At 63.9% G+C, this 24,230-nt stretch carries 23 protein-coding genes; 18 read left to right on the top strand and 5 right to left on the bottom strand.

All coding sequences use genetic code 11. From position 1 onward, the window contains the following. The first annotated feature begins 25 nt into the window (after positions 1 to 25). Positions 26 to 850, top strand: a complete 825-nt coding sequence (locus OKW28_RS03110; RefSeq protein ID WP_429443740.1) for an AraC family transcriptional regulator — start codon at positions 26 to 28, stop codon at positions 848 to 850. A 54-nt stretch (positions 851 to 904) separates the two neighbouring features. On the opposite strand, the gene OKW28_RS03105 is transcribed toward OKW28_RS03110, so the two are convergent. After that, positions 905 to 2,515, bottom strand: a complete 1,611-nt coding sequence (locus tag OKW28_RS03105; protein ID WP_429443739.1) for a DHA2 family efflux MFS transporter permease subunit — start codon at positions 2,513 to 2,515, stop codon at positions 905 to 907. A gap of 293 nt (positions 2,516 to 2,808) precedes the next feature. Here OKW28_RS03105 and OKW28_RS03100 point away from each other — a divergent pair, with 293 nt between their 5' ends. The 5 genes from OKW28_RS03100 (at position 2,809) to OKW28_RS03080 (ending at position 7,251) form a co-directional block, all read left to right on the top strand. After that, positions 2,809 to 3,471: an alpha/beta hydrolase gene (locus OKW28_RS03100; protein WP_429443738.1), complete on the top strand. Its 663-nt coding sequence runs from the start codon at positions 2,809 to 2,811 to the stop codon at positions 3,469 to 3,471. A gap of 188 nt (positions 3,472 to 3,659) precedes the next feature. Next, the gene (locus tag OKW28_RS03095; RefSeq protein ID WP_429443737.1) at positions 3,660 to 4,712 is read left to right on the top strand and encodes a rod shape-determining protein; all 1,053 of its coding nucleotides are present in this window, start codon (positions 3,660 to 3,662) and stop codon (positions 4,710 to 4,712) included. Between the two features lie 289 nt (positions 4,713 to 5,001). Continuing rightward, a complete protein-coding gene (locus OKW28_RS03090) occupies positions 5,002 to 5,838 on the top strand; it encodes an RNase A-like domain-containing protein (protein WP_429443736.1) in 837 nt (278 codons plus the stop codon). After that, positions 5,835 to 6,128: a contact-dependent growth inhibition system immunity protein gene (locus tag OKW28_RS03085; protein WP_429443735.1), complete on the top strand. Its 294-nt coding sequence runs from the start codon at positions 5,835 to 5,837 to the stop codon at positions 6,126 to 6,128. The genes OKW28_RS03090 and OKW28_RS03085 overlap by 4 nt, the downstream gene beginning before the upstream one ends. A 262-nt stretch (positions 6,129 to 6,390) precedes the next feature. Beyond that, the gene (locus tag OKW28_RS03080) at positions 6,391 to 7,251 is read left to right on the top strand and encodes an alpha/beta fold hydrolase (protein ID WP_429443734.1); all 861 of its coding nucleotides are present in this window, start codon (positions 6,391 to 6,393) and stop codon (positions 7,249 to 7,251) included. 66 nt (positions 7,252 to 7,317) lie between these two features. Here the strand turns inward: OKW28_RS03080 and OKW28_RS03075 are convergent, their stop codons facing one another. Beyond that, positions 7,318 to 7,719: a hypothetical protein gene (locus OKW28_RS03075; RefSeq protein ID WP_429443733.1), complete on the bottom strand. Its 402-nt coding sequence runs from the start codon at positions 7,717 to 7,719 to the stop codon at positions 7,318 to 7,320. 385 nt (positions 7,720 to 8,104) lie between these two features. On the opposite strand from OKW28_RS03075, the gene gltA reads away from it, so the two are divergent. The 4 genes from gltA (at position 8,105) to OKW28_RS03055 (ending at position 13,385) form a co-directional block, all read left to right on the top strand. Beyond that, a complete protein-coding gene (gltA, locus tag OKW28_RS03070) occupies positions 8,105 to 9,403 on the top strand; it encodes a citrate synthase (protein ID WP_429443732.1) in 1,299 nt (432 codons plus the stop codon). Positions 9,404 to 9,749: 346 nt separating this feature from the next. Beyond that, a complete protein-coding gene (locus tag OKW28_RS03065) occupies positions 9,750 to 12,029 on the top strand; it encodes an amylo-alpha-1,6-glucosidase (RefSeq protein ID WP_429446829.1) in 2,280 nt (759 codons plus the stop codon). Further along, positions 12,026 to 12,652, top strand: coding sequence for a DUF429 domain-containing protein (locus OKW28_RS03060; protein WP_429443731.1), 627 nt, complete (start codon positions 12,026 to 12,028; stop codon positions 12,650 to 12,652). The genes OKW28_RS03065 and OKW28_RS03060 overlap by 4 nt, the downstream gene beginning before the upstream one ends. A 22-nt stretch (positions 12,653 to 12,674) precedes the next feature. After that, positions 12,675 to 13,385 carry a hypothetical protein gene (locus OKW28_RS03055; protein ID WP_429443730.1) on the top strand — a complete coding sequence of 237 codons (711 nt, stop codon included), beginning with the start codon at positions 12,675 to 12,677 and terminating at the stop codon, positions 13,383 to 13,385. Between the two features lie 133 nt (positions 13,386 to 13,518). On the opposite strand, the gene lhpH is transcribed toward OKW28_RS03055, so the two are convergent. After that, entirely contained in the window at positions 13,519 to 14,526 is a 1,008-nt protein-coding gene (gene lhpH, locus OKW28_RS03050; RefSeq protein ID WP_429443729.1) for a trans-3-hydroxy-L-proline dehydratase, read from the bottom strand. Positions 14,527 to 14,556: 30 nt separating this feature from the next. Further along, positions 14,557 to 15,678 carry a branched-chain amino acid ABC transporter substrate-binding protein gene (locus OKW28_RS03045; RefSeq protein ID WP_429443728.1) on the bottom strand — a complete coding sequence of 374 codons (1,122 nt, stop codon included), beginning with the start codon at positions 15,676 to 15,678 and terminating at the stop codon, positions 14,557 to 14,559. Between the two features lie 92 nt (positions 15,679 to 15,770). Here OKW28_RS03045 and OKW28_RS03040 point away from each other — a divergent pair, with 92 nt between their 5' ends. The 5 genes from OKW28_RS03040 to OKW28_RS03020 all read left to right on the top strand — a co-directional run bounded on the left by OKW28_RS03040 (position 15,771) and on the right by OKW28_RS03020 (position 20,564). After that, positions 15,771 to 16,493 carry a haloacid dehalogenase type II gene (locus OKW28_RS03040; protein WP_429443727.1) on the top strand — a complete coding sequence of 241 codons (723 nt, stop codon included), beginning with the start codon at positions 15,771 to 15,773 and terminating at the stop codon, positions 16,491 to 16,493. An 81-nt stretch (positions 16,494 to 16,574) separates the two neighbouring features. After that, complete coding sequence (locus OKW28_RS03035) at positions 16,575 to 17,429, top strand: MurR/RpiR family transcriptional regulator (RefSeq protein ID WP_184039682.1); 855 nt, start codon at positions 16,575 to 16,577, stop codon at positions 17,427 to 17,429. 113 nt (positions 17,430 to 17,542) lie between these two features. Beyond that, positions 17,543 to 18,643 carry a C45 family autoproteolytic acyltransferase/hydolase gene (locus tag OKW28_RS03030; protein WP_429446828.1) on the top strand — a complete coding sequence of 367 codons (1,101 nt, stop codon included), beginning with the start codon at positions 17,543 to 17,545 and terminating at the stop codon, positions 18,641 to 18,643. Positions 18,644 to 18,648: 5 nt separating this feature from the next. Beyond that, a complete protein-coding gene (locus OKW28_RS03025; RefSeq protein ID WP_429443726.1) occupies positions 18,649 to 19,977 on the top strand; it encodes an aspartate aminotransferase family protein in 1,329 nt (442 codons plus the stop codon). Positions 19,978 to 20,009: 32 nt separating this feature from the next. Further along, the gene (locus tag OKW28_RS03020; RefSeq protein WP_429443725.1) at positions 20,010 to 20,564 is read left to right on the top strand and encodes a carboxymuconolactone decarboxylase family protein; all 555 of its coding nucleotides are present in this window, start codon (positions 20,010 to 20,012) and stop codon (positions 20,562 to 20,564) included. Between the two features lie 141 nt (positions 20,565 to 20,705). Here OKW28_RS03020 and OKW28_RS03015 read toward each other — a convergent pair whose 3' ends face one another. Beyond that, positions 20,706 to 21,014 (bottom strand): DUF4148 domain-containing protein, encoded by a 309-nt coding sequence (locus OKW28_RS03015; RefSeq protein WP_429443724.1) that lies wholly within the window; start codon positions 21,012 to 21,014, stop codon positions 20,706 to 20,708. Between the two features lie 321 nt (positions 21,015 to 21,335). On the opposite strand from OKW28_RS03015, the gene OKW28_RS03010 reads away from it, so the two are divergent. The 3 genes from OKW28_RS03010 to OKW28_RS03000 all read left to right on the top strand — a co-directional run bounded on the left by OKW28_RS03010 (position 21,336) and on the right by OKW28_RS03000 (position 24,189). Beyond that, positions 21,336 to 21,761: an OsmC family protein gene (locus OKW28_RS03010; RefSeq protein WP_429443723.1), complete on the top strand. Its 426-nt coding sequence runs from the start codon at positions 21,336 to 21,338 to the stop codon at positions 21,759 to 21,761. A 192-nt stretch (positions 21,762 to 21,953) separates the two neighbouring features. Next, complete coding sequence (locus tag OKW28_RS03005; protein ID WP_429443722.1) at positions 21,954 to 22,583, top strand: TetR/AcrR family transcriptional regulator; 630 nt, start codon at positions 21,954 to 21,956, stop codon at positions 22,581 to 22,583. A gap of 58 nt (positions 22,584 to 22,641) precedes the next feature. Continuing rightward, positions 22,642 to 24,189: an MFS transporter gene (locus OKW28_RS03000; protein ID WP_429443721.1), complete on the top strand. Its 1,548-nt coding sequence runs from the start codon at positions 22,642 to 22,644 to the stop codon at positions 24,187 to 24,189. The last annotated feature ends 41 nt before the right edge of the window (positions 24,190 to 24,230 follow it).

Here is a 24,230-nt window from a genome sequence, read left to right as displayed (position 1 = left end):
GACGTCCCGCGTCAGAGCAGACACCATGACGGAAGCCTTCGATCCGGACGGCATCGGGCAAGCGGTCTTCGTGGTCGGCGAACGCCATGCGACGCTGGACGAGCCGTGGCGCGCGTATCGGCGTGCGCGTCTGATTTACGTTAGCGAAGGCGTGCTGACCGTGCGCACGGCATCCGGCCGTTGGGTCGTGCCGCCCGCCCGCGCGCTGTGGATCGCCGCGAATACGCTGCATTGCCTGCACGCGACGCGGCCGGTGCAGTCGTATTCGCTCTACGTCGCAACCGATGCCGCAATGGACGCCACCGACGCCGCCGCCGACGACTCCGCCGACGACTCCGCCGACGCCGCCGCCGACGACGCCGCGCCGCTGCCCGCGCAGACCGGCGCGCTGATCCCCGACACACTGGTGCAGGCGCTGCTCGCCGCCGCGGCCGATCTGCCGCACGATCACGCGCCCGATGAACCCGCCCGCCGTCTGCTGCAGGTGCTGCTGGATCGCGTCGCCGGCTTGCCCGCCGCGCCGCTTGGCTTGAACTGGCCGGCCGATCCGCGCGCGCGGCGCATCGCCGAGGCGCTCAGCGCGAATCCCGCGCAATCGCTGGTGCTGGAGGAACTCGCCGCGGCCGCGGGCGTGACCGCGCGCACGGCCGCGCGTTTGTTCGCGAAGGAAACGGGGCAGACCTTCGGTCAATGGCGCCAGCAGTTGCGTCTGCTGGCTGCGCTCGAACATCTGGGTGCCGGTGAGAGCGTCACGCAGGTGGCGCTCGAAGTCGGCTATAACGACGTGTCGTCGTTTATCGCGGTGTTTCGCGATGCGTTCGGCGATACGCCGGCGCGCTATTTCCGTTGACGCCGCTTCGTGGCCATCGCGCGAGCGTCGCCGTCGCACGAAAACGAATCTGCCTCAATGAGCGCCGGCCGCATCCGGTCCACCGCCGCCCTTGGCCGGCCGCGTGATCCAGATCAGCGGAATGATCAGCACGAAGATGATCGCCGACACAAAGAAGACGTCGTTCAGGCCCATCATCGCGGCCTGCGTGTTCACGGTGAAATCGAACAGCGCATTCGCCGATTGTGGATTCAGATGCAGCACCGACTGCGTGTTGTCGATCTGCTGTGCGAACAACGGGTTGTCGACCGACGCCTGCTCGGTGAGCCGCACATGATGCAGTATCGTGCGGTTGTTCCACGCGGTACCCGCGATCGACGTGCCGACCGCGCCGCAGAACACCCGCACGAAATTCGACAGCCCCGCCGCCGCCGGAATCCGGCTCTGCGGCTGGCCGGACAGGATGATCGCCGTTAGCGGCACGAAGAACAGCGCCATCGGAATGCCTTGCAGCAGCGTCGGCAGCACGAGGTGCCACGTGTCGATCTCGATCACGTACTTCGAGCGCATGTAGAACACGATCGCGAAGCCGACGAACGCGACCGTCGAGATCACGCGCGCGTCCGAGTGCGGCAGCACGCGGCCGAGTATCGGCGCAAGAATGATCGCGAAGATGCCGAGCGGTGCGGTGACGAGGCCGGCATCGATCGAACGGTAGTTCAGGTACTCCTGCATCCATTGCGGCAGCAGCACGAGATTGCCGAAAAATACCCCGTAGGCGATCGAAATCGCGATCGTGCCGCCGAGAAAATTGCGCTGCTGAAAGAGCCGCAGATCGACGATCGGGTGCTCCTCGGTCAGCTCCCATACGAGGAAAAACGCAAAGCTGATCAGCGCGACGATGCCGAGAATCGCGATCACCGGCGACGAGAACCAGTCGAGATCCTTGCCCTTGTCGAGCATGATCTGCAGCGACGCGACCCACGTGATCAGCAGGCCGAGGCCGACCACGTCGATCGGCGGCTTGCGCGTCGGCGATTCGCGGGTGCGGTAGATCATCCACGTGACGCCGGCCGCGAACAGGCCGACCGGGATGTTGATGTAGAAGATCCACGACCAGCTGTAACTGTCGGTGATCCAGCCGCCTAGCGCAGGGCCCGCGATCGGGCCGACGGTGGCGGTCATCGCCCACAGCGCGAGCGCGGTCGACGACTTCTCCTTCGGATACGAGCCGAGCAGAATCGCCTGCGACAACGGAATCAGCGGCCCGGCCACCGCGCCCTGGAATACCCGCGCCAGCAGCAGGATCGGCAGCGTCGGCGCGACGCCGCATAGCCATGACGCGAGCGTGAAGGACAGGATCGCGCCGACAAACAGCTTCACCTGGCCGATGCGCTGCGTGAGCCAGCCGGTCAGCGGAATCGCCACCGCGTTGGAGGCCGCGAACACGGTGATCACCCACGTGCCTTCGTCGACCGAGACGCCGAGGTTGCCGGAAATGGTCGGAATCGCGACGTTCGCGATCGACGTGTCGAGCACGTTCATGAACGTGGCGAGCGCGACGGCGATCGTCGCGAGAACCAGCCGGCCGCCTTCGAGAGGCGCGGGCGGCGACGGTGGCGCGGGTGGCGCGGGTGGCTGAGGCGGCGGCGACGCGGAATCAGGCGCGGCGTTGGGCTGGCTCAAAAGGCGTTCTCCGGAGGTTTTGCGGCGGACGGCGCGAACGGCGTGAGGACGGACGGCGAGGGCGCGCGATTCGCAATGCATGGTCGGCGCAGGATGCCGTGGACCGTGCACCGCGCCGGCGGGTCCGTCGATGCGCAAAAGCATACCCGCAATCGCCGGCCGGCGCCGGCCACGGCAGCAGCCGATGCGGCGCCCGACGGCGCGAACGCGGCACGCGGCGTATGCTCGCGGCAGAGGTTGCGTCAGCAAAGGCCGAAACGTACACCCAATCCCACGGAAAAAAGGACCCCACCATGAGCTGGCAACAATTCGAACACGGCTGGCGGCGCGCGCCGCAAAACGCGCCCGCGACGAGCCTCGTCGTGCTGATGCACGGCGTCGGCAGCAACGCGCGCGATCTGATGCCGCTCGCCGACATCTGGAGCGAGGACCTGCCCGGCACGGCGTTCGTGTCGCTCGACGGCACCGATCCGTTCGACGGCGGCTTCGGCGGCCGCCAGTGGTTCAGCCTGCGCGACGTCGGCGCGGCGGACCGCGAGGCGCGCGTCGCCGCCGCCTATCCGGCGCTGCGCCGCGTGCTCGACGCCGAGCTCGCGCATTGGCAGCTGTCTTTCGATCGGCTTGCGCTGGTCGGCTTCTCGCAAGGTTCGATCATGGCGCTGCATCACGTCGCGTCGAGCGTTGAGGGCGCGGCGGGCGTCGTCGCGTATTCGGGGCGGCTCGCCTCGCCGATCGTATCGTCGAACCGCGCGACGCCGCTCACGCTCGTCCACGGCGAGAACGACGAGGTGATCCCGGTGCGCGAACTCGAATCCGCGGCCGACGCTTTCAACTCCGCCGGCTATGCGGTCGACGCCTACGTGCTACCCGGCGTCGGCCACACGATCACCGCCGACGGCGTCGCGCTCGGCCGTGATGCGCTGGAACGCGCACTGGGCGAGCTGTCGCGCGATTGACACAAACCCACTAGAAAGCGGCCCTAAAGATTCTGACGGGCTTGCCGTCATACGGGCAATAGCTTGAAAATCACCCCCGCCGCGCGGGAAGCGCAACGCCCAGCGGGCGTGTCGCGCGGCTTCGGGGTACCGGGGGCGCATTTCCAGACCGCCTTGGAAGGCGCATAACGACACATCAGAGCCTGCACATGGCCAGACCGACGCCGCATTACCCGCTCTTTGAGCGACTGTTCCGCCACTCCGTGGCGGTGGATCTCGGCACGGCCAACACCCTTATCTATACCGACGACGGCGGCATCGTGCTGAACCAGCCGTCCGTCGTGTGCTTCGAGACGCAGCCCGCGAGCGGGTCGAAGCGGATCGCCGCGATCGGCGCCGAGGCGCGCCAGCTGCTCGGCCGCGTGCCGCGCAATCTCGAAGCGGTGCGGCCGATGCGCCACGGCGTCATCGCCAATTTCTCCGCCGCCGAACACATGATCAAGCAATTCGTCGACATGGCGCGGCCGCGCTCGCTCTTCAGCCGGCGCGCGGCATTCACGCTGTGCGTGCCGGCCTCCGCGACCCACGTCGAGCGTCGCGCGATCCGCGAAGCGGCCGAGGCGGCTGGCGCGTGGAAGGTCAGCCTGATCGGCGAATCGCTCGCGTCGGCGCTCGGCGCGGGCCTGCCGGTGGGCGACCCGACCGGCTCGATGGTGGTCGACATCGGCGGCGGCACCACCGAGGTTGGCGTGATCGCACTGGGCGGCACCGCGTATAGCGGCTCGGTGCGCGTCGGCGGCGACAATTTCGACGCGGCGATCATCGGCTACGTGCGCAATCTGTATGGCGTGCTGCTCGGCGAGCAGACCGCCGAGCACGTCAAGAGAGCCATCGGCTCGGCCGTGCACGACGTGCCGCTCGAGCAGATGAACGCAACCGGCCGCAGCGTCGACGATGGGCTACCGCGCACGGTGCAGTTGAGCAACCGCGATATTTCGGAGGCGATCGAAGGGCCGCTGAGTCAGGTGATCGGCGCGGTGAAGCGCGGGCTCGAATTGGCTCCCGCCGAACTCGTGACGGACATCGCGCACAAGGGCATCGTGCTGACCGGTGGCGGCGCGCTGCTGCGCAATCTGGGGCGGCGTTTGAGCCGGGAAATCGGCCTCGACGTGCACGTCGCCGACGAACCGCTGACCTGCGCGGTGCGTGGCGCGGGCGCGGCGGCCGCGGCGGGGTGGGTGGACGAAGCCGGGGGCGCGTGAGCGGTGTTCCCAGAGATCGGCTACAAGGCGCTCGACGCAGTTACACGCGCCGACTGCGCCGACATGTTGCGGCCAATCTGGCTTGAGAAGGCTCGAAATAACGAGCCTCACGCGAAAGCAGATGCACGCTGTACCGCCTTTCCACACGCGTCACGGTGTGTATTTCGGCGCCTACAAATGTTGACATTTCGTTGATCGCAGCGAAACCCTAAAATCATCCATCGCCCATTCCATACCCCTGTGGTCGCCTGCTAGCTTGGCAGTCCCAACAGCTACAGAGGAACTAGGAATGTCGTATCGACAGCATTCAGACGGCGTGCGCGTGGTACTCAGTGCGCCGCAACTGGCGGCGGTACTCTCCTGCCAGTCGATCAGCCCCACCGAGATGCTTTCCAACCGGCTATGGGGCGGTTTGCAGATTGTCGGCGGAGTGCTGGAAATGGTCGGGGCAGCGGCTCTATGTGTGCTGCCGGAACCGACGATGGCAAGCAAGGCTGGGTGCGTGGTGTTTGGCGTACATGGTTCTGATACCGCGGCGGCGGGTCTGCGACAGGTCTGGACTGCGCAGGATACCAGTACGCTCATCCAGCAAGGCACAACGAAGCTGGCGGAGAAGGTGAAAGCCAGCCCCGACATGGCGAACAACATCGGCCTGTCACTGGATATGATCGTGCCGTTCAGCTTTGCTGGCTCGATCAAGGCTGCACGCGCGGCCAGCATTACGATGGGCCGGATCAATCTGCAAATGCACGAGGCGAAGGCGCTCAATCCGGGGCTCGGTGGGCACACAATAGAAAAACATATAGGGAAGACTGTCGAGCAGTTGCGGGAGAGGCTGCGCTTGGAACCCAAAAGAGACGTAGTATCGTCGTTTAGGGATTTACCGACGGCGGAATGGGCGATCTCCAAGGTTATGGAATCCAACACAGCGAAAATCAGGAATTGGGCTCAATCAAATCCGAGACAGGTTTTAATTTTATTTGATAATGTGGGAAAAACTGCAGGGTACGGAGTTCTCCGAGAAACCGGGCAATTAAAGGATATGAGTACGGTTCAGGTTGTCTTGAAATATGAAGAATACAATGGCATGCCGTATTACATTTTGACGTCCTATCTACTGAAATGATGAACGAAGAATCATATCCCCAGTTCTATGTCCTGTTCGGAGGATATCTCAACCAGGACAGCGATCTTTGGGGTGATACTTTGGAGGAGGTTGTATCGTGCTACAAACGCGATAGTTCATCAGAAGAAATTGCAGAGGCGCTAGGTGAAATAGACAAATTCAAAAAAGAGGCAGGCGAAAGTCTCGACAAGAAGTTCTATGAAACCTATGGATTCAATTTCAATCCGATTCTTTGGGGCTACACCACCGCCTCATTTCTTGAGGAATTGAAGCGGCTCTTGAGGGACTAGTCCCCGTATCGCGACGCGTGGTTGGTCTGATGCCCTCCGGCGCATGCATGCGCGGCGATGTTCGCGCAATTTGTTCTTTTCGTGGGTGCTCGATAAGCGCTTGGTCGGGGCGCCTGGCAGTTGCCTGCCCGACGCGTCGCTGACGCTTATGTGACAATACGCACCGCGTCCCATTTTCCGGGACGCCGATATGCTCATCCAATGCTTGTAGCCGGCTCCGCGCGCATTCGCGCGCCGATGCCGCGCTGCCCGTAGCTCACCCGTGAATCAATCCGTTTCCGCTTCGTCGCTATCGTCATCGCCATCCTTCATCGGACTACGCAGCGGCTTGCGCATGCCTTACGTCGAGACCGGCGACGGCGACTTGCTGCTGTTCGTGCACGGTTCGTTGTGCGACTACCGCTACTGGCAGCCGCAACTGGCCGGTCTGTCGAAGCGCTATCGCTGCGTCGCGGTCAGTCTCACGCATTACTGGCCAGTGACCGATAGCGCGGCGGACCTGCCGTTCAGTTGGAGCAGCCACGCCGATGAAGTGGCGGAGTTCATCGCGCGTTTCGGCGCGGGGCCCGCGCATGTGGTCGGGCATTCGCGCGGCGGCTGCGTCGCCTATCATTTCGCGCGACGCCATCCCGAACACGTGCGCACGCTGACGCTCGCCGATCCGGGCGGCCCGCTGCAGATCGTCGGACGTCCACCCGCGAGCGTGCCGGAGACGGTCAACGCATTGCGTGCGAAAGCGGCTCGGTTGATCGAAAGCGGCGAGGTCGAAGCAGGCTTGCAACTGTTCGTCGATTCGGTGAGCCGCCCCGGCTTCTGGGCGATGAGCACCCTGGGTTTTCGCCGCATGGCGACGGACAACGCGCACACGCTCGCGCGGCAATTCCGCGATCCGCTGCCTGCCTACGTGCCCGAGGACGCGGCCGATCTGCGCTGCCCGGTCCTGCTGATCGACGGCGAGAAGAGTCCCGACATGTTCCACCGCACGGTGACGGCGTTGCAGGGATGGTTGCCCGATGCGCGCCGCGAAACGGTACGCGGTGCGTCGCATGGCATGAACCTCGCGCATCCGTCCGCGTTCAATCGTTACGTGGATGATTTCATTCAGGCGATGAGCGCGCGCTGAGCAAGTGAAGCGAAGATCAAGGGCGATCGGCCGGCGCGCGCCGCCGCCGATCGCCCGTTTACTGCATCAGGCCTTGCGATGCGCGTCCTTGTCGAGCGCGCGTTCGGCCGCCTCGCCGACGAGCCCGTGATAGTACAGATGTACGCCGATCGCGAGCGAGTCGTTGCGGATTTCGTGGAACACCTTCCACCCCTTCACCGGGTCCTTGAACAGCAGATAATGCGCTTCCTGCGCGATCAGATCGGCGACTTCATGCAGGCCGTGTCCATGCAGCACGTCGACGAGCGTGTCGAGACTGCGATGCGTGCGCGCGTCGGTGCGCGGATAGAGCATGTGCAGCACCGCGACGTCCTGCGTCTTCAGCGCCGCCGACAACGCGACGACGATATCCTGATGATTCAGCGCGGTGACCGTGTGGTCTTCGGTATGGACGTGATCCGGAAACAGCGTTTCGAGAGAGACATTCATTTGTATTCGTCCTGCTTTTCTGTGTGATCAAAAAAACCCGCTTCGAATCGCGGGCCGCAAGCATCAATGCACGGATTGAGTATCGCAGATGGATCCACCCCGACGCAGTGTGCTGGCAGCAAAACATTGTTGCGGCTGGTGTTCCGGCTTTCGCGCAACTTTCATTGGCTTCGCGATGCACACGCCGCGTGCCGACAACGAATGTTGCGCACAGGGAGACGGACTGTTGCGAGCAATCGACGCAATCAACGACACGCCGACCCGTAGAATGCGCAGCGGAGCCTGAGCATGCCCGTACTTCTCCGGGAGCGCCGATGTCGCGCCTCGCCGTACGACTGCGATGCATGCCGGCGCGAGTGCGGTATCAAGCAAAAGGAAGACGTAGATGAACTCGAAGTCACACGCAACGCTGAGCTTTTCCGACAGCGACCAGACCATCGATCTGCCGATCTATCAGGGCTCGCTGGGCCCCGACGTCATCGACATCCGCAAGCTGTACGGCCAGACCGGCAAATTCACGTACGACCCGGGCTTCATGTCGACGGCGGCGTGCAACTCCGAAATCACGTATATCGACGGCGACAAGGGCGAGTTGCTGTACCGCGGCTACCCGATCGACAACCTCGCGCAGAACGCCGACTTCCTCGAAACCTGCTACCTGCTGCTGAAGGGCGAACTGCCGAACGCCCAGCAGAAAGCCGAGTTCGAGAACACCGTCACGCAGCACACGATGGTGCACGAGCAGATGCACTTTTTTTTCCGCGGCTTCCGTCGCGACGCGCACCCGATGGCGATTCTGGTCGCCGCGGTCGGCGCGCTGTCGGCGTTCTATCACGACTCGCTCGACATCACGAACCAGCAGCATCGCGACGTATCGGCGGTCCGCATGATCGCGAAGCTGCCGACGCTGGTCGCGATGGCGTACAAGTACAGCGTCGGTCAACCGTTCGTGTATCCGAAGAACGACCTGTCGTACAGCGCGAACTTCATGCGCATGATGTTCTCGAATCCGGCCGAGGAGTACGTGGTCAACGACGTGCTGGTGCGCGCGCTCGACCGCATTCTGATCCTGCACGCGGACCACGAGCAGAACGCGTCGACGTCGACCGTGCGGCTCGCCGGTTCGTCGGGCGCGAATCCGTTCGCGTGTGTCGCGGCCGGTATCGCGTGTCTGTGGGGCCCGGCGCACGGTGGCGCGAACGAAGCCGCGCTGAACATGCTGGAAGAGATCGGCTCGGTCGACAACATTCCCGACTTCATCGCGAAGGTGAAGGACAAGAATTCGGGCGTGAAGCTGATGGGCTTCGGCCACCGCGTGTACAAGAACTACGATCCGCGCGCGAAGCTGATGCGCGAAACCTGCCACGAAGTGCTCGAAGAGCTGGGCCTGCACGACGACCCGCTGTTCAAGCTCGCGATGGCGCTGGAAAAGATCGCGCTCGAAGACGAATATTTCGTGTCGCGCCAGCTGTACCCGAACGTCGACTTCTATTCGGGCATCGTGCAGCGTGCGCTGGGCATTCCGACGTCGATGTTCACCTGCATCTTCGCGATGGCACGCACGGTCGGCTGGATCGCGCAGTGGAACGAAATGATCGCCGATCCCGAGCAGAAGATCGGCCGTCCGCGTCAGCTGTTCATCGGCGAGACGCTGCGCGAGGCGAAGCCGGTCGCGAAGCGGTAACAGGCCGGATAGACGCCCGACAACGCGTTCAACGACGCTCGCCAACCCACGGCTCACGAGGCCGTGGGTTTTTTTTACGTTCCGCGCATCCTGCCGCCTGCACGTCCCGTGCCACCGAAAACGCCGTCAAAAACGGCGCAAAAAGCCGAAACTCCGAGGCGATAAGCTCGTCTCACGCGGAAAGAGCCTCTACAATCGGATGGGGCCGGCCAACCGGGGTCCGGCCAACCGGGGGTCCGGCCAACCGGGGCACGGGTGACGGGGCCAGCGGGCAATCCGGCGGCAGATCCGAGGCGAGACCCGAAGTGCAACCAAACGCAGCAGCGAATCCATAGGAGCGACCTTGATACAGCAGCCAGAAGCCCTCGGCGGGCTGACCCACTCGGGCGGCGTCGATCATCGCGAGCCCGAGCAGGACGGCGTTTTCATCCCGACGGAAAACCTTAACGTCGCGAGCGCTACGCAGCACGTGCTCAAGTCGGGCGACACCTTCATCGTCAACGATCCGCTCGGCGATATCACCGGCCACGACGATGGCCTGTTCGTCAACGATACGCGCGTGATGTCGCAACTGCGCCTGACTTTCGGCGGCCGCGCGCCGTCGCTGCTGTCGGGCAGCGTCAGCAGCGACAACACCAGTTTCACCGCGCATCTGACCAACCGCCCGCTGCCGCCGCTCGGCGGCGACAGCACCCCCGAAGGCGTGATCCACGTCGAGCGTGTGCGCGTGCTGTCGGGCACCGTGCTCAACGAGGCGATCGAGCTCACGAACTACGGCACGAGCGATGCGACCGTGCCGCTGTCGATTTCGTTTTCCAGCGATTTCCGCGACATGTTCGAAGTGCGCGGCCTGAAGCGCGACAAACAGGGTCGCGTGCAGCCCGCGCGCATCGAGAATCAGGAGGTGCTGCTCGGCTACATCGGTCTCGACGACGTGGCGCGCAACGTGCGGATCGCGTTCTCGCCGCAGCCGGACAAGCTGTTCGCCGACCGCGCCGACTACACCGTCAAGCTGCCCGCGCAGGCATGCGTGTCGATCTATCTGTCGATAGCGGTGCAGGTCGTGCCGATGACCGGCAAGCCCGGCGCCGACGTGTCGCAGCCGATGCATGCGTTGAGCGAAGCGCATCTCTCGCAGATCGATGCGGAGCGCCCGCGCGTCGGCCGCACGGCGGTACGCGCGGCAATGGTGGATGCGCACCTGGTGATGCGCGAGCGACGCAACGCGAGCGCGCGCGTGCGTTCGAGCAATCCGCTGTTCAACGCGTGGATCGACCGCTCGTTCGCCGACCTCGGCCTGCTGACGACGGATCTCGCGACCGGCCCGTACCCGTACGCGGGCATCCCATGGTTTTCGACCCCGTTCGGCCGCGACGCGGTGATCACGTCGCTGCAGACGCTGTGGCTGCAACCGCATCTCGCAGCCGGCGTGCTGCGCTTTCTCGCCGAGCATCAGGCGCGCGAGAACTCGCCGTTTCGCGACGCCGCGCCGGGCAAGATCATGCACGAGATGCGCAAGGGCGAAATGGCCGCGGCCGGCGAAGTGCCGTTTGCGCTGTACTACGGCGGTGTCGACACCACGCCGCTGTTCATCGTGCTGACCGGCGCCTACGCGGCCCGCACCGGCGACGTCGGGTTGATCGACGAACTATGGCCTGCGCTCGAACGCGCGGCGCAATGGGTCGCGGGCGTTTGCGACAAAAACCGGCACGGGCTGCTCGATTACCAGCGCGAATCGGATGGCGGCCTCGCGAACCAGGGCTGGAAAGACAGTCACGATTCGGTGTTCCATGCGGACGGGCGCTTCCCTGACGGCCCGATCGCGCTCGTCGAAGTGCAGGCCTATGCGAGCGCCGCGTTCGACACGATGGCTCACTACGCGAAGCTGCGCGGCCTGCGCGACGCGGCCGCGCAATACGCGGAGCGCGCGAAGAAGATCCGCCGCTGCGTCGAGGAAAAGTACTGGATGGACGAGGTCGGCTTTTACGGCATCGCGCTCGACGGTCATGGCGAGTTGTGTCGCGTGATGGCATCGAACGCGGGGCATCTGCTGGCGTTCGGCCTGCCCACGCGCGAGCGCGGCGAGGCGGTGGTGCGGGCGCTCGACTCGACGCTGTTCCACACTGGCTGGGGCGTGCGCACACTGGCCGCGAGCCAGGCGCGCTTCAATCCGATGGCATATCACAACGGCTCGGTCTGGCCGCACGACAACGCGCTGTGCGCGCGAGGGCTGTCACGCTATGGCGGCAAGGCGTCGGCCGTGAAGCTGCTGCAGGCGCTGTTCCAGGCCGCGGTCAATTTCGACATGCGCTTGCCCGAGCTGTTTTGCGGCTTCCCGCGACGCCGCGGCGAGCCGCCCACGGCATATCCGGTCGCGTGTTTGCCGCAGGCATGGGCGGCGGGCTCGCCGTTCATGATGCTCGAGGCGTGTCTGGGCATCACGATCGACGCCGAGCGCCGCGAAGTGCTGATCGAACAGCCGATGCTGCCCGAAGGTATCGACTGGCTCGAGGTCAGCGATCTGCGGGTCGGGGATGCGTCGGTGTCGATCACGTTCCGCCGGATCGGCGAGAAGGTGGTGGCGTCGGCGGAGCAGGGCGATGTGAGGGTGGTGGCGCTGCTTTGACGCCGACCACGGTAGCGGGCATCGATGTTGGCGGCGACCGGAAGGGAAACCATCTGGTCGTCCTGCGCGGCACCGAGATCGTGAGCCATCTCGGCAACGCGACCCCCGAACAGATGCTCGAACGGTGTCGCGCACTCGGGGTGGCGGCGGTCGGCATCGATGCGCCGTGTCGTTGGCGAACAGGCGCCGCGGGACGACTGGCCGAGAAGGCGCTCGCGCGGCAGCGGATCTTTTCGTTTGCGACACCGGCTCGCGAAACGGCGATCGCCAGCAAGAGCGGCTTCTATGGATGGATGTTCAACGGCGAGCGCGTCTACGACGCATTCGTCGCGCACTTTCCGCTTTTCAGCGGCAGCGAAAAAATCAATGGCCGCGTGTGCTTCGAGACATTCCCCCACGCGATCACGTGCGCTTTCCTCGGGACGGACGTCGCATCCGCAAAGCAAAAGGGTCCGCAGCGCCGGGCACTCCTCGAACGGGAAGGTATCGCAACAGCGTCGCTGACTTCGATCGACGACGTCGACGCGGCGCTATGCGCGTTGGCGGCACGTTATCTGCTGGAAGGCAGAGTCGATACATACGGTGACGAGCCAGGCGGATTCATCGTGGTGCCTGGATTTTGACACTCACATTCTGGGAGGACGGGTGCACCTGGCACGACGATTCGGAGTATTGCTGCTATCCATGGCGGCGTTGGGTTCGACCGCGGCATCGGCGAACGACATTCAGTGTGCAACCACGCAGCAACCCGCTGAGCGCGTCATTTGCGATCACGCGATCCTGAACAACGAGTACGACGACATCTTCGCGCAGCAACAGGCTCTTCTGAGCAGCGGGAAACTCTCGTCCGCGCAACTGGCGAAGTGGCGGCAGGCGCGAAACGCCTGTATCGATGTGCACTGCGTGGATGGCGTGTTCGCGCAGTGGAAGGCGATGGCCCGGTCCGTCGACGTCGCTCCTCAGGCGGCCGCGCCTGAGCCGGCCGCGCCTGTCGTGACGGCCTCGGAAACGGCGATGGCACCCGTCGGTCCCAATCCCGAAGCGCCTCCAGTCGGATCCGCGTCTGATGCATCTCAGGTGTCCCAGGCCTCGCCGACATCGGAGGCTTCTCTGGTGCGTCAAGGGAGTGCCGCCGGTGTGGCGCTTCCGCAGCCCGTAGCGGCGGAGGCTTCCGCGCCCGTGGCTGCCTCTGCGGCGCCCAGCCAGAGCGAATCTCGTGGCATGACCGGCATGAGCGACATCAGTGGCGGCCTGATCGTGGTTCTGCTCGTCGCGCTCGGAGCCGGTGTGTTCTTCGCGCTTCGGAACCGAAGCGGAGCGACCGCAAAGAAGACGCAAGGTAAGAACGGGCGATGAGGTGATGCCAACGCGCTGGCCTCGCGCACGAAACCGGGCTTTAACCTACTGGTCGGGCCGCGCGAATCGCCAATCAAACAACGCGGAATGCCTGTCACAGCGTTCCGCGCTAAAAGCGACTGCAAGGAACCGATTATCGGACGAGGAAACCGTAAGTCAGCGGGTCACGCTCGTCCACGATCCAGGTTGCGAAACCGCAAACGTATGCGTTGCCCTGGACCTCGGGGACCACGGCCTTGAAGTCGCCGACGGTCGTCTCACTGAGTACACGCCCCTTGAAGACCGTGCCGATGATGGACTCATTGACGAGCGTCTCGTTGCTCGCCAGTTCGCCGCGCAGATAGAGTTGCGCGACGCGTCCGCCCGTCCCTGAGCCGGTGGGCGAACGGTCCACTTCACGGTCGGCGAAGACGCAACAGTTGGCTTGCGTCGAGCCTTCGTGCCGTGGTGCGTTGGCAATGATGGTCCCGTAGATGTGATTGATTTCCGGGATATCGGGATGCTCAACCGGGTACGCGTCGTTTGCAGCTTTTTTGACCTCGGCGCCGAACTTGATCAGTTCCTCGACAGAAGACTCCCGGACTGCGAGATCGTGCGGCGCACCGTCCGTATAGAAGTAGAAGGCACCACCGAAGGCGATGTCACCCTTTACCGTGCCAAACGACGGCGTCTCGACCGTGACATCCCGTTTCCAGATGAACGACGGAACGTTGACGAAGCGTACGTTGCCGGCGTGTTCACCATCCCATTGCACGAACGCCTCGATGAAGCCACATGGAGCGTCGATGCCGATTCGCGTCTCGGGAATCTGGCGCTGAACCCAGCCCAACTCGACCGCCGCGGTAGACAGCGCGATAACGCCGTGTCCGCAGTGGTCGCTATAACCCTCGTTGTGGACGAAGATGATTCCGAAGTCTGCCGTGGGACTAACGGGTTCGGTCAGGTATCCACCGTACATGTCAGCATGACCACGCGGTTCGAACATCAGCGCGGTACGAATTTCGTCGGCGTTCTCCTTCAGCCACGCTCGACGCTTTACGATGGTGTCACCGGGAAGACGAGGAAGCCCGTTCGTCACGATACGGAACGCTTCGCCGCCGGTATGGACCTCGACTGTCGAAATAGTGCGAGTGATTTTCATGTGTGCGTTGGGGGGTTATTCGATTGAATGTCACTGCCCGTAGGGCACCGGAAGGCCGTTTCTGATCACATAGACGGTCGTGGGTGCGCCCTTCAGATCGCCGTTTTCATCGAAAGAGTAGGTGCCTGCCACGCCCTTATAGTTGGTCTTTGCCAACTGGGCGGTGAGCTTTGCCTTGTCGGTCGTGGTTCCCGCTTTGACCATCGCATCGGCCAGCAGTTTTACGCCGTCGTAGTAGCTGACCGCATAAACCTGCGTGTCGGTGTTGAACGCGGCCTTGTATTTCTGCAGAAACTCACGGCCGGCTGGGGTCTTGTCGAGCGCGATGCCGCCCTGGGCGCAATACACGATAGAGGCCGCGTCACCGGCAACCCTGCCCATGTCGGCCGAGCAAATGCCATCACCGCCAAGCAGCTTGGCTCGCAGTCCGCGTGCACGCATCTGCCTGGCCATCGGCGCGCCTTGAGCAGCGTATCCGCCGAAGAAGACGACATCCGGGTTTTTGGCCTTGATGCTGGTGAGAATGCCGAGGAAGTCAGTCGCCGACGAGTTCGTGAACTGTTGGTCCACGATTTGAATTCCATTTGCCTTTGCCTCCTTGACAAACTGCTCGGCCACACCTTGCCCATATGCCGTGCGGTCGTCGATCACCGCGGCGGTCTTGGCCTTCAATGTTTTGGCCGCAAACTGACCCATCGTTCCGCCTAGCTGCTCGTCACTCGCGCCGATACGGAAGATGTTCTTGAAGCCTTGCTTCGTCAGCGCCGGATTGGAGGCAACCGGCAGCATCGGTACCCCGCCGGTGTTATAGACGCGCGATGCCGGAATAGCCACACCTGAGTTGTACGGGCCGAGGACAGCAATCACGCCGCTGTCGACGAGTTTCTGCGCGACCTGAACGCCAACCTTCGGATCTGCCTGGTCGTCCTCGGAGTCGAGTTTAAAAGTGACCTTCTGGCCAGCGACCGTGACACCGCTCCTGTTGAGTTCATCAATTGCAAGGCGGGCGCCGTTCTCGTTGTCCTTTCCGTTCGGCGCCTGGGGGCCCGTAAGCGGAGCCGAGTGACCGAGGGTGACCACCGATTGAGCATTGGCGGATGCGGTGATGCCAGCGGCTGTTAAGACAGCCATTGTTAGAACGAGGGGGCGCATATAGTCTCCAGGTATTGGACCCGTGTTTGACGAGATTAGCTCCGCTTCGGCATGGGTTCAACCTTTGAGCACGCCATCCGACAGGAGGAGTCGTGAAACTGACCGATTTCGATACACTGACTTTTGACTGCTACGGCACCTTGATCGACTGGGAGAGTGGCATCCTTGAAGGCCTGACGCCTCTGCTGGAGCGAGCCAGGACGCCGCTCAGGCGTGACGAGGTTCTCGAAGCACACGCTCGCCACGAGTCGTCGCAGCAGAACTTCACCCCTGCGAAGCGCTATCAGGAACTGCTTCCCATCGTATATAAGCGCATGGCTGAAGAGTGGGGCCTGCCCTATACACACGAAGAATGCGTGGCGTACGGCCAGTCGATCAGAAACTGGCCGGCATTCGCCGATTCCGCGGTCGCGCTGCAATATCTGAAGAAGCACTACAAGCTGGTCATCCTGTCGAACATCGACAACGAAAGTTTCGCCTTCAGCAACGCCAGGCTGCAGGTTGAGTTCGACGCCATCATCACAGCGGAGGACGTCGGATCCTACAAGCCGTCGCCGCGCAACTTCGAGTACATGCTTCAGAAGCTCGATCAGCGCGGCATCAAGAAGGAAAAAATCCTTCACACGGCAGAAAGCCTCTTCCATGACCACAAGCCCGCAAACGAGTTCGGCCTGGCGTCGTGCTGGATTTACCGCCGTCATTCGCAGCCGGGCTTTGGCGCGACGATGAACCCGGGCTCGCAGCCTGACATCGAGTTCCGCTTCGACAGCATGGCGGACTTCGTCGACGCGCATCGGGAAGCGCTGGTGAACTGAGCATCTTCGCGCCGTTGAAACGCGCCTGCCCGGTGGTAACATTTGTTGTCATCTCTCACCTCGGCGCCGACCCACCTCACCATGCCAGACAGCTTCGATCAACTCGTCGCCCTGATTCGGGCGCGCTTTCCCGAACTGAGCCCGCAGTTCCAGATGGGAGCGGGCTTCCTGCTCGATCATCCCGACGAGGTCGCGGTGTCGTCGATGCGCAAGGTGGCCGAGCGCGCGCAGGTGCAGCCCGCGTCGCTGGTGCGGCTGTCGCAGCAACTGGGGTTTCCCGGCTGGAACGAATTGCGCGATCTGTTCGTCGCGCGCGTGCGCACGCGGCCCGAGCCGTTGACGAGCCGGGCGCGCTCGATGGTCAAATCGAAAGATGCGCTCGCGAACGATCTTCTCGTCGCGCAGCAGCACAATCTCGAAACGACCGCCGCGCATAACGGCCGCGTGATCGTCGAGGCCGCGCGCGTGTTGCGGCGTGCATCGCACGTGCACGTGGCGGGCTTCCGCTCGTGTTACGCGGTGGCGTTCGGTCTCGTCTATGGCTACCGGCTGTTTCGTCCGTCGGTGTCGCTGCTCAACGGCGAGGCCGGCACGCTCGAAATGCAACTGCGCACGATCGAGCGCGACAGCGCGACCATCGTCATCAGCTTCGCACCGTATTCGGTCGAAGCCGCGCGCGTCGCCGAGGCCGCGCTCGAAAAAGGCAGCAAACTGATCGCCATCACCGACAGCGCCGTGTCGCCGATCGCGTTGAACGCCGACAAGGTACTGATCTTCTCGCACGAAAGCCCGTCGTTCTTTCCGTCGCTGGTGGCCGCCACCGCGATCGCCGAAGCGCTGGTCGCGCATTTGCTCGCGCTCGAAGGCGCGGATGCGCTCGAGCAGCTTGCGCTCGCCGAACAATCGTTGCATGCGAAGGGCGCGTACGTGCCTTGAGCGATTGCGTGAGGGACGCCGCGCTCCATTCGATGCCGTTCAAGGCATTTGACAACAAATGTTGTATGGGAAATACGTACCGATTGTTGAATATGGTGCGACCCGTGGCGTCAATGCAGGAATTCAGTGTTTTTCAGGTCAGCGGTGAGCCGTACGACATCGGCTACCGGCTCGGCGAAATCGCCCGGCCGGTGTTCGCCGGTTACATGGCGCAAAGCGCCGCATGGCAGGCGGTGCGGCGCTGGCGCGGCGTACCGTTCGTGCAGACGCTGCGCGACGCGGCGCGTGCGCACTATCCGGCGTTGCTTGTCGAACTCGACGGCCTGGCGGCCGGCCTCGGCTGGGCCGCCGAAGACGTATTCCTGTGGAACTGCCGCGGCGAGCTGATTCACGACGCGCCGGACGGCTGCACGACGCTCGCGGCTATCGGGCGCAACGCGGGCAACTCGCGCAACCCGCGCTACATCGCGCACAACGAGGACGGTGACCCGTTTCTGCTCGAACACTGCGCGATGGTAGAAGTCCAGCCGAACGGCCGCCCCGGCTTCGTCAGCTTCTACTATCCCGGCTCGCTGCCGGGTCATACGTTCGCGGCCAATCGCGCCGGGGTCACGCAGGCCATCAATAATCTGCGCATCCGTACGCCGGCGGCCGGCGTGCCGCGCATGATCATCGCGCGCGCGGTGCTCGACGCCGGCTCGCTCGATCAGGCGTTGCAGATTCTGCACGGCATGCCGTCGGCGAGCGGCTTTCATCACACGCTCGGCTGCGCGGGCGACGCGCGTCTGTTCAGCGTCGAAGCAAGCGCGCGGCGCTGCTCGGTGGAGGCGGTGCGGACACTGTCGGGCCACGCGAATCACATGATTCATCCGGGCTGTGAAGCCGAAGCGCAGATCGTCACCGAGTCGTCGCGCGACCGGCAGTCGCGCGTGAACGCATTGCTGCCCGCGCTCGCCGCGGCCGGCCCGCTGCAACCGGCGGCCCTGCTCGACGTACTGCACGATCGCGCGCCGTCGGGCTTGCCGATCTATCGCGACGATCCTCACGATCCCGACGACGAAAACACCCTCGCCACCGCGCTGTTCGAAATCGGCAACGCTGGTGTGTCGATGAAAGCGTATCGCCAGAAGCAATGCGCGTTCGACACTTTCGTCGCATGCGCGACGCCCGAACCGGCCCGCGTTTCAGCGCCCGCCGCCCTCACCAGGAACTGAACATCATGTCCACCGTTTTTCATCGCTCTCCGAAGCAATCCTTGCCGGTGGCCGTCGCGGGCGACGGCATCGAAATCATCGACTCCACGGGCAAGCGTTATATCGACGCGTCGGGCGGCGCAGCCGTGTCGTGCCTCGGTCACAGCAACCAGCGCGTGATCGACGCGATCAAGCGGCAAGCCCAACGGTTGCCGTACGCGCACACGTCGTTCTTCACGACGGAGCCGGCCGAGCAACTGGCCGACCGGCTCGTCGCGAGCGCGCCGGCCGGACTCGAGCACGTGTACTTCGTGTCGGGTGGCTCGGAGGCGATCGAGGCGGCGCTCAAGCTCGCGCGTCAGTATTTCGTCGAGAAAGGCGAGACGCAGCGGCGCCATTTCATCGCGCGTCGGCAGAGCTATCACGGCAACACCCTCGGCGCACTCGCGATCGGCGGCAATGCATGGCGCCGCGAGCCGTTCCTGCCGATCCTGATCGAAGCGCATCACGTGAGCCCGTGCTACGCATATCGCGAGCAGCGCGCGGACGAAACCGAAGAAGCGTTCGCTCAGCGTCTCGCCGATGAACTCGAGCAGAAGATTCTCGCGCTCGGTGCGGACACGGTCGCGGCGTTCGTCGCGGAAACGGTGGTCGGCGCCACGGCGGGCGCGGTGCCGCCGGTGCGCGAATACTTCCGCAAGATCCGCGCGGTGTGCGACCGCTACGGCGTGCTGCTGATTCTCGACGAGATCATGTCGGGCATGGGCCGCACCGGCTATCTGTACGCGTGCGACGAAGACGGGGTGGCGCCCGATATGCTGACCATCGCCAAGGGCCTTGGCGCGGGTTACCAGCCGATCGGCGCGACGCTGGTCAGCGATCGCATCTATCAGACCATCGTCGGCGGCTCCGGCTTCTTCCAGCATGGCCATACCTATATCGGCCATGCGACCGCGTGCGCGGCCGCGCTCGAAGTGCAGCGCGTGATCGCGGAAGACGATCTGCTGGCAAACGTGCAGGCGCGTGGCGAGCAGTTGCGCGGCCGGCTGCGCGAGCACTATGCGCAACATGCGCATATCGGCGACGTGCGCGGGCGCGGCTTGTTCGTCGGCGTCGAACTCGTCAAGGATCGCGTTACCAAAGCGCCGTTCGACGCCAAACTGAAACTGCACGCGACGATCAAACGCGAAGCGTTCGCGCGCGGCCTGATGGTGTATCCGATGGGCGGGACCGTCGACGGCAGGAGCGGCGACCACGTGCTGCTCGCGCCGCCGTTCATCTGCACGGAGCGCGACATCGACGAGATCGTCGGCCGCCTCAGCGATGCGATCGGCGCGTCGCTCGCCGCCCGCTGAGATTCGACCCACCGACTTTTGCGAGAACGACGATGACCGAGCGCTTGCCTCACTTCGAGATGTCCACCGCCACGCCCGAACAGAAGGCGGTGCTCGACGAAATCCTGTCCGGCCCGCGCGGCAACCTGAATGGGCCGTTCCTCGGCTGGATTCACAGCCCCGATCTCGCGCAGCACGCGCAACGCCTCGGCGCGTTTTGCCGCTACCAGACCGGGCTGCCGCTGCGGCTGTCGGAACTCGCGATTCTGGTGACCGCTTCGCGCTGGCAGGCCCAGGCGGAGTGGTACATCCACTATCCGATCGCGCTGCAGGCGGGCGTCGGCGAAGCGGACGCCGAGGCGATCCGCCAGGGGCGCCGCCCCGAGTTCGCCGATGCCGACGACGCGCTGATCTACGACTTCGCAAGCGAACTGTACGAGACGAAGCGCGTGACGGCCGCGACGTATGCGCAGGCGGTCGGGCGTTTCGGGCATGAGGTCGTGATCAACCTGGTCGGCCTGCTCGGCTACTACGCGCTGGTCGCGATGACGCTGAACGTGTTCGACATGCGCGCAGTGGGGCAGCAAAGCCTGCCGTTTCCCGAATAGCGCTTTTGCCAACGAGCGGCTGCGCAGCAGCGCCGCGCGCGCCAACGAAAAGCCCCGGTTGCCGAACTTCGCAACCGGGGCTTTTTACTGCGCGCTGCATTAACGACATGCGCGCTCAGTTATCACGATCAGTTACCACGCTCAGTTACCGCGATACGTCGAAAAGAGACGTTGCTGCACCGTCGCCGGCGCGCCCGCGTCCGACGAACTGGCTTTCGCGCCGCCGACGTCTTGCGAACCTTGCGCCGAAGCGGTGACGATCGTCGAGTCCTGGGGCACGGCTTTCGGATAGGTGACGTCGTTCTGGTTCAGGAGGCCCGCTTTTTGCGCGGCTACGAGTTCGGCGCGCACCTGAGCGCGCGTGACCGGACCGTTTGCCTGCTGGGCGAACGACAGTGCCGGAACGATAAGAGCGGATGCGACGACGACTGCGGAAAGAAGCGATTTCATGACGACCTCCAATTGATTGTGTGGTGGATCGGTGTGAACCGCGTTCCCCGATCCGTTGAACGCAGTCTATTTCTTACGAGGTCAGCAAAAAAGCCGCTTTCTGTCGAAATATTATTGCCAGTTTTGAGATAGTGAAAAAGGCGCTTTTCCGCGCCGGGACGCGGAAGCGCCTATGATGAAAATCCGGTCCACGCCCGCGCCTGCAAGCCGCGCGGCACCTGCGACCGATGCCCAGGCGCGGACACATCCGGGCGGACCGCTGCGGCGGGCATCGTCTTTGGTCGAGCAGCGTGCGCGGCAAGGCACAAACAGGAGAGAGCAATGAAGCGCAAGGCATCGGCAGTCTGGCAAGGCGACCTGCAGAACGGCAAGGGCTCGATTTCCACTGACAGCGGCGTCCTGAAGGACACCCAGTACTCGTTCGCGACGCGCTTCGCGGACGGCATCGGCACGAATCCGGAAGAGCTGATCGCGGCTGCGCATGCGGGATGTTTCTCGATGGCGTTGTCGGCGGAGCTGGGCAAGGCCAACATCACGCCGGAGCGCATCGGCACCACGGCCACCGTCACGCTCGACAAGGATGGCGGCGGCTTCGCGATCACCGCAGTGCATCTCGACGTGACCGTGAAGATTCCGGGCGGAGACAAGGCCGCGTTCGACAAAGCCACCGCGGACGCGAAGGCCGGGTGCCCAGTGTCGAAGGTGCTGAATGCGACGATTACGATGGATGCGAAGCTCGAGACCTGAGCCTCTGCTGTCACTGTGAGCGCGCAACGAAGCCGGCGACGGGCCATGTCCGCCGCCGGTTTTTTGGTGCCGGTTGTCGAATGAACGGATGACCCCGACGCGAGTAGGCCTACGGAATGCCATCCTTGATTTATTGAATATCCAGTCATAATATCAGCAGACCGACGCAACCAGGCAACAAGGTCATCGCAATTGAGTCATTCAAAGCAAGCCGCGAAAAAATCTGGCGAAACATGTCAGCGCGGCCGTCCGCGCGAGTTCGATACGGCCACCGTGCTGGCGAACGCGAGCCAGGTGTTCTGGGATCACGGCTACCACGCGACGTCGATCGACGATCTGTGCAAGGCCACCGGTCTGCTGCGCGGCAGCCTGTACGGCGTGTTCGGCGACAAGCACGGCATCATGCTCGCCGCGCTGGATCATTACTCGGAAGGCGCGGTCGCGCGGCTTGCGCAGCGACTGAGCGCGACGGCCGAGCCGGAGCAGGCGCTGCGCGACGCGCTGCTGCACTACGCGAGGGTGTCCTGCGCATTGAGCGGCCGGCGCAGCTGTTTCATTACGAATACGACGCTCGAAATGCAGCCCGATGACGAAGTGCTGCGCGCGCGTGTCGCCGCGATTCAGCGCCGCATGGCGACTTTGCTCGCTGCGGCGGTGATCCGCGGTCAGGCGAGCGGCGCATTCGATTCGACGCTCGACGAAAAAGCCGTCGGCGATTTCCTGTTATGCGTGATGCAGGGCTTGCGGGTCATGGGGCGGGTCGCGCGTCAGCAAGATGCGCTGATCGGTATCGTCGATGTGGCGATGCGTGCGTTGGTGTAACGCCTCGTCCGCGAGCACTGGCGCTAAAATTTTTTAACCAATTTTTGAACGATCGGTCGTGAAAAGCGACGCAATCAAGTCCGCTCCGGCGGCATTCGGTGGATCCGTCAGCTGCGCGGCGAGCGCAGCCGTGACTGGTCCCGGCCCGGCGATGGCCGGCATGGCTGTCGCCGCCAAAGCGTCGGCGCCCGGCTTTCAGCGCCAGGCGCTCGCGCTCGCCGTGCTGTTCGTCGGCGCCTTTCTCGCGCCGCTCGATTACTTCATCGTCAATCTGGCGCTGCCGTCGATTCACACGGGCCTCAACGCGAGCGACGCGCAACTGCAACTCGTGGTATCGGCTTATGCGTCCGCTTACGCGGTGCTGCTGATCACGGGGGGCCGCCTTGGCGATCTGTTCGGCCGCCGTCGCATGTTCATGACGGGCATGGCGGCTTTCGTGATCGCGTCGGCCTTGTGCGGCTTCGCGACGAGCGGCCACATGCTCGTGATCTCGCGCATCGTGCAAGGCATCGCGGCCGCGGTGATGGCGCCGCAAGTGCTAGCGACGATTCGTGCGGTCGTGCCGTTGCATCAGCAGACGCGCGTGATGAGTCTGTATGGCTTCGTGTTCGGCTTGTCGTCGATCGTCGGGCAACTCGGCGGCGGCGCGCTGATCACGTATCACCCGTTCGGGCTCGACTGGCGCGTGATCTTCCTGATCAACATCCCGATCGGCCTCGCGGCGTTCATCGGCACATGGAAGTTCGTGCCGGGGAACCAGCCGGCCACGCATACTGGCGTCGATCTGAAGGGCGTCGCGCTGCTGTCGACGGTGCTGCTGCTTGTCATCTATCCGATGACGCATGGCCGTGAAGCCGGCTGGCCCGCGTGGACCTTCGCCATGTTCGCACTCGCGGTGCCGGTGTTCGCGCTGTTCGTCGCGACCGAGCGGCGCGTCGAGCGCGCTGGCGGCCATCCGCTCGTCGACCTGCAACTGTTCCGCAATCGCGCGTTCGCGCTCGGTCTCGTGCTCGCGTTCCTGTTCTATTGTAATAGCGCGTTCTTCCTGACCTACGGCATCTTTCTGCAAACCGGCCTCCACTGGACGCCGCTCGCGTCGGGCATCGCGATCATGCCGTTCGCGCTCGGCTTCGTGATCGGGCCGTTGACGTCGCCGGCCGTGGTCAAGCGCATCGGCGCCCATGTGCTGACGCTCGGTTTCTCGATGATGACGCTGGGCTTCACGGTGACCGGCTGGTCCGCGACCCAATCCGCGACGCCCGATCTGCTGTTCTACTGCGCGCTAGTGTGCGCGGGCGTCGGACATGGTCTGCTGTTGCCGTCGATCATGCGCATCGTGCTGCAGGAGGTGGTGCCCGAGAAGGCCGGGCTTGCATCGGGTGTGGTCTCGTCGACGTTGCAGATCGGCTCCGCGTTCGGCACCGCGGCGATCAGCGGCGCGTTCTTCGGGGCGCTCGGCGGCAGTTCGGCACCCGCCTCTTATGCGCACGCGTTCCAGCTGAGCCTCGCTATCAATGCCGTGCTGATGTTCGTGTGTATCGGCCTTAGCGTGCTGCTGGTGCATCATCAGAAAGGCGTGCGGCGCTCAGTCGCCCCGGCAGTTTGAAATTAATCCGGTGGTAATCGTTTTCATTTGTTAGCTCGCTG

The sequence above is a fragment of the Paraburkholderia sp. 40 genome, assembly GCF_050434105.1.
Taxonomy (GTDB): domain Bacteria; phylum Pseudomonadota; class Gammaproteobacteria; order Burkholderiales; family Burkholderiaceae; genus Paraburkholderia; species Paraburkholderia tuberum.
Note: the sequence above shows the minus strand (reverse complement) of the source record. Positions and strands in the feature narration are given on the sequence as shown.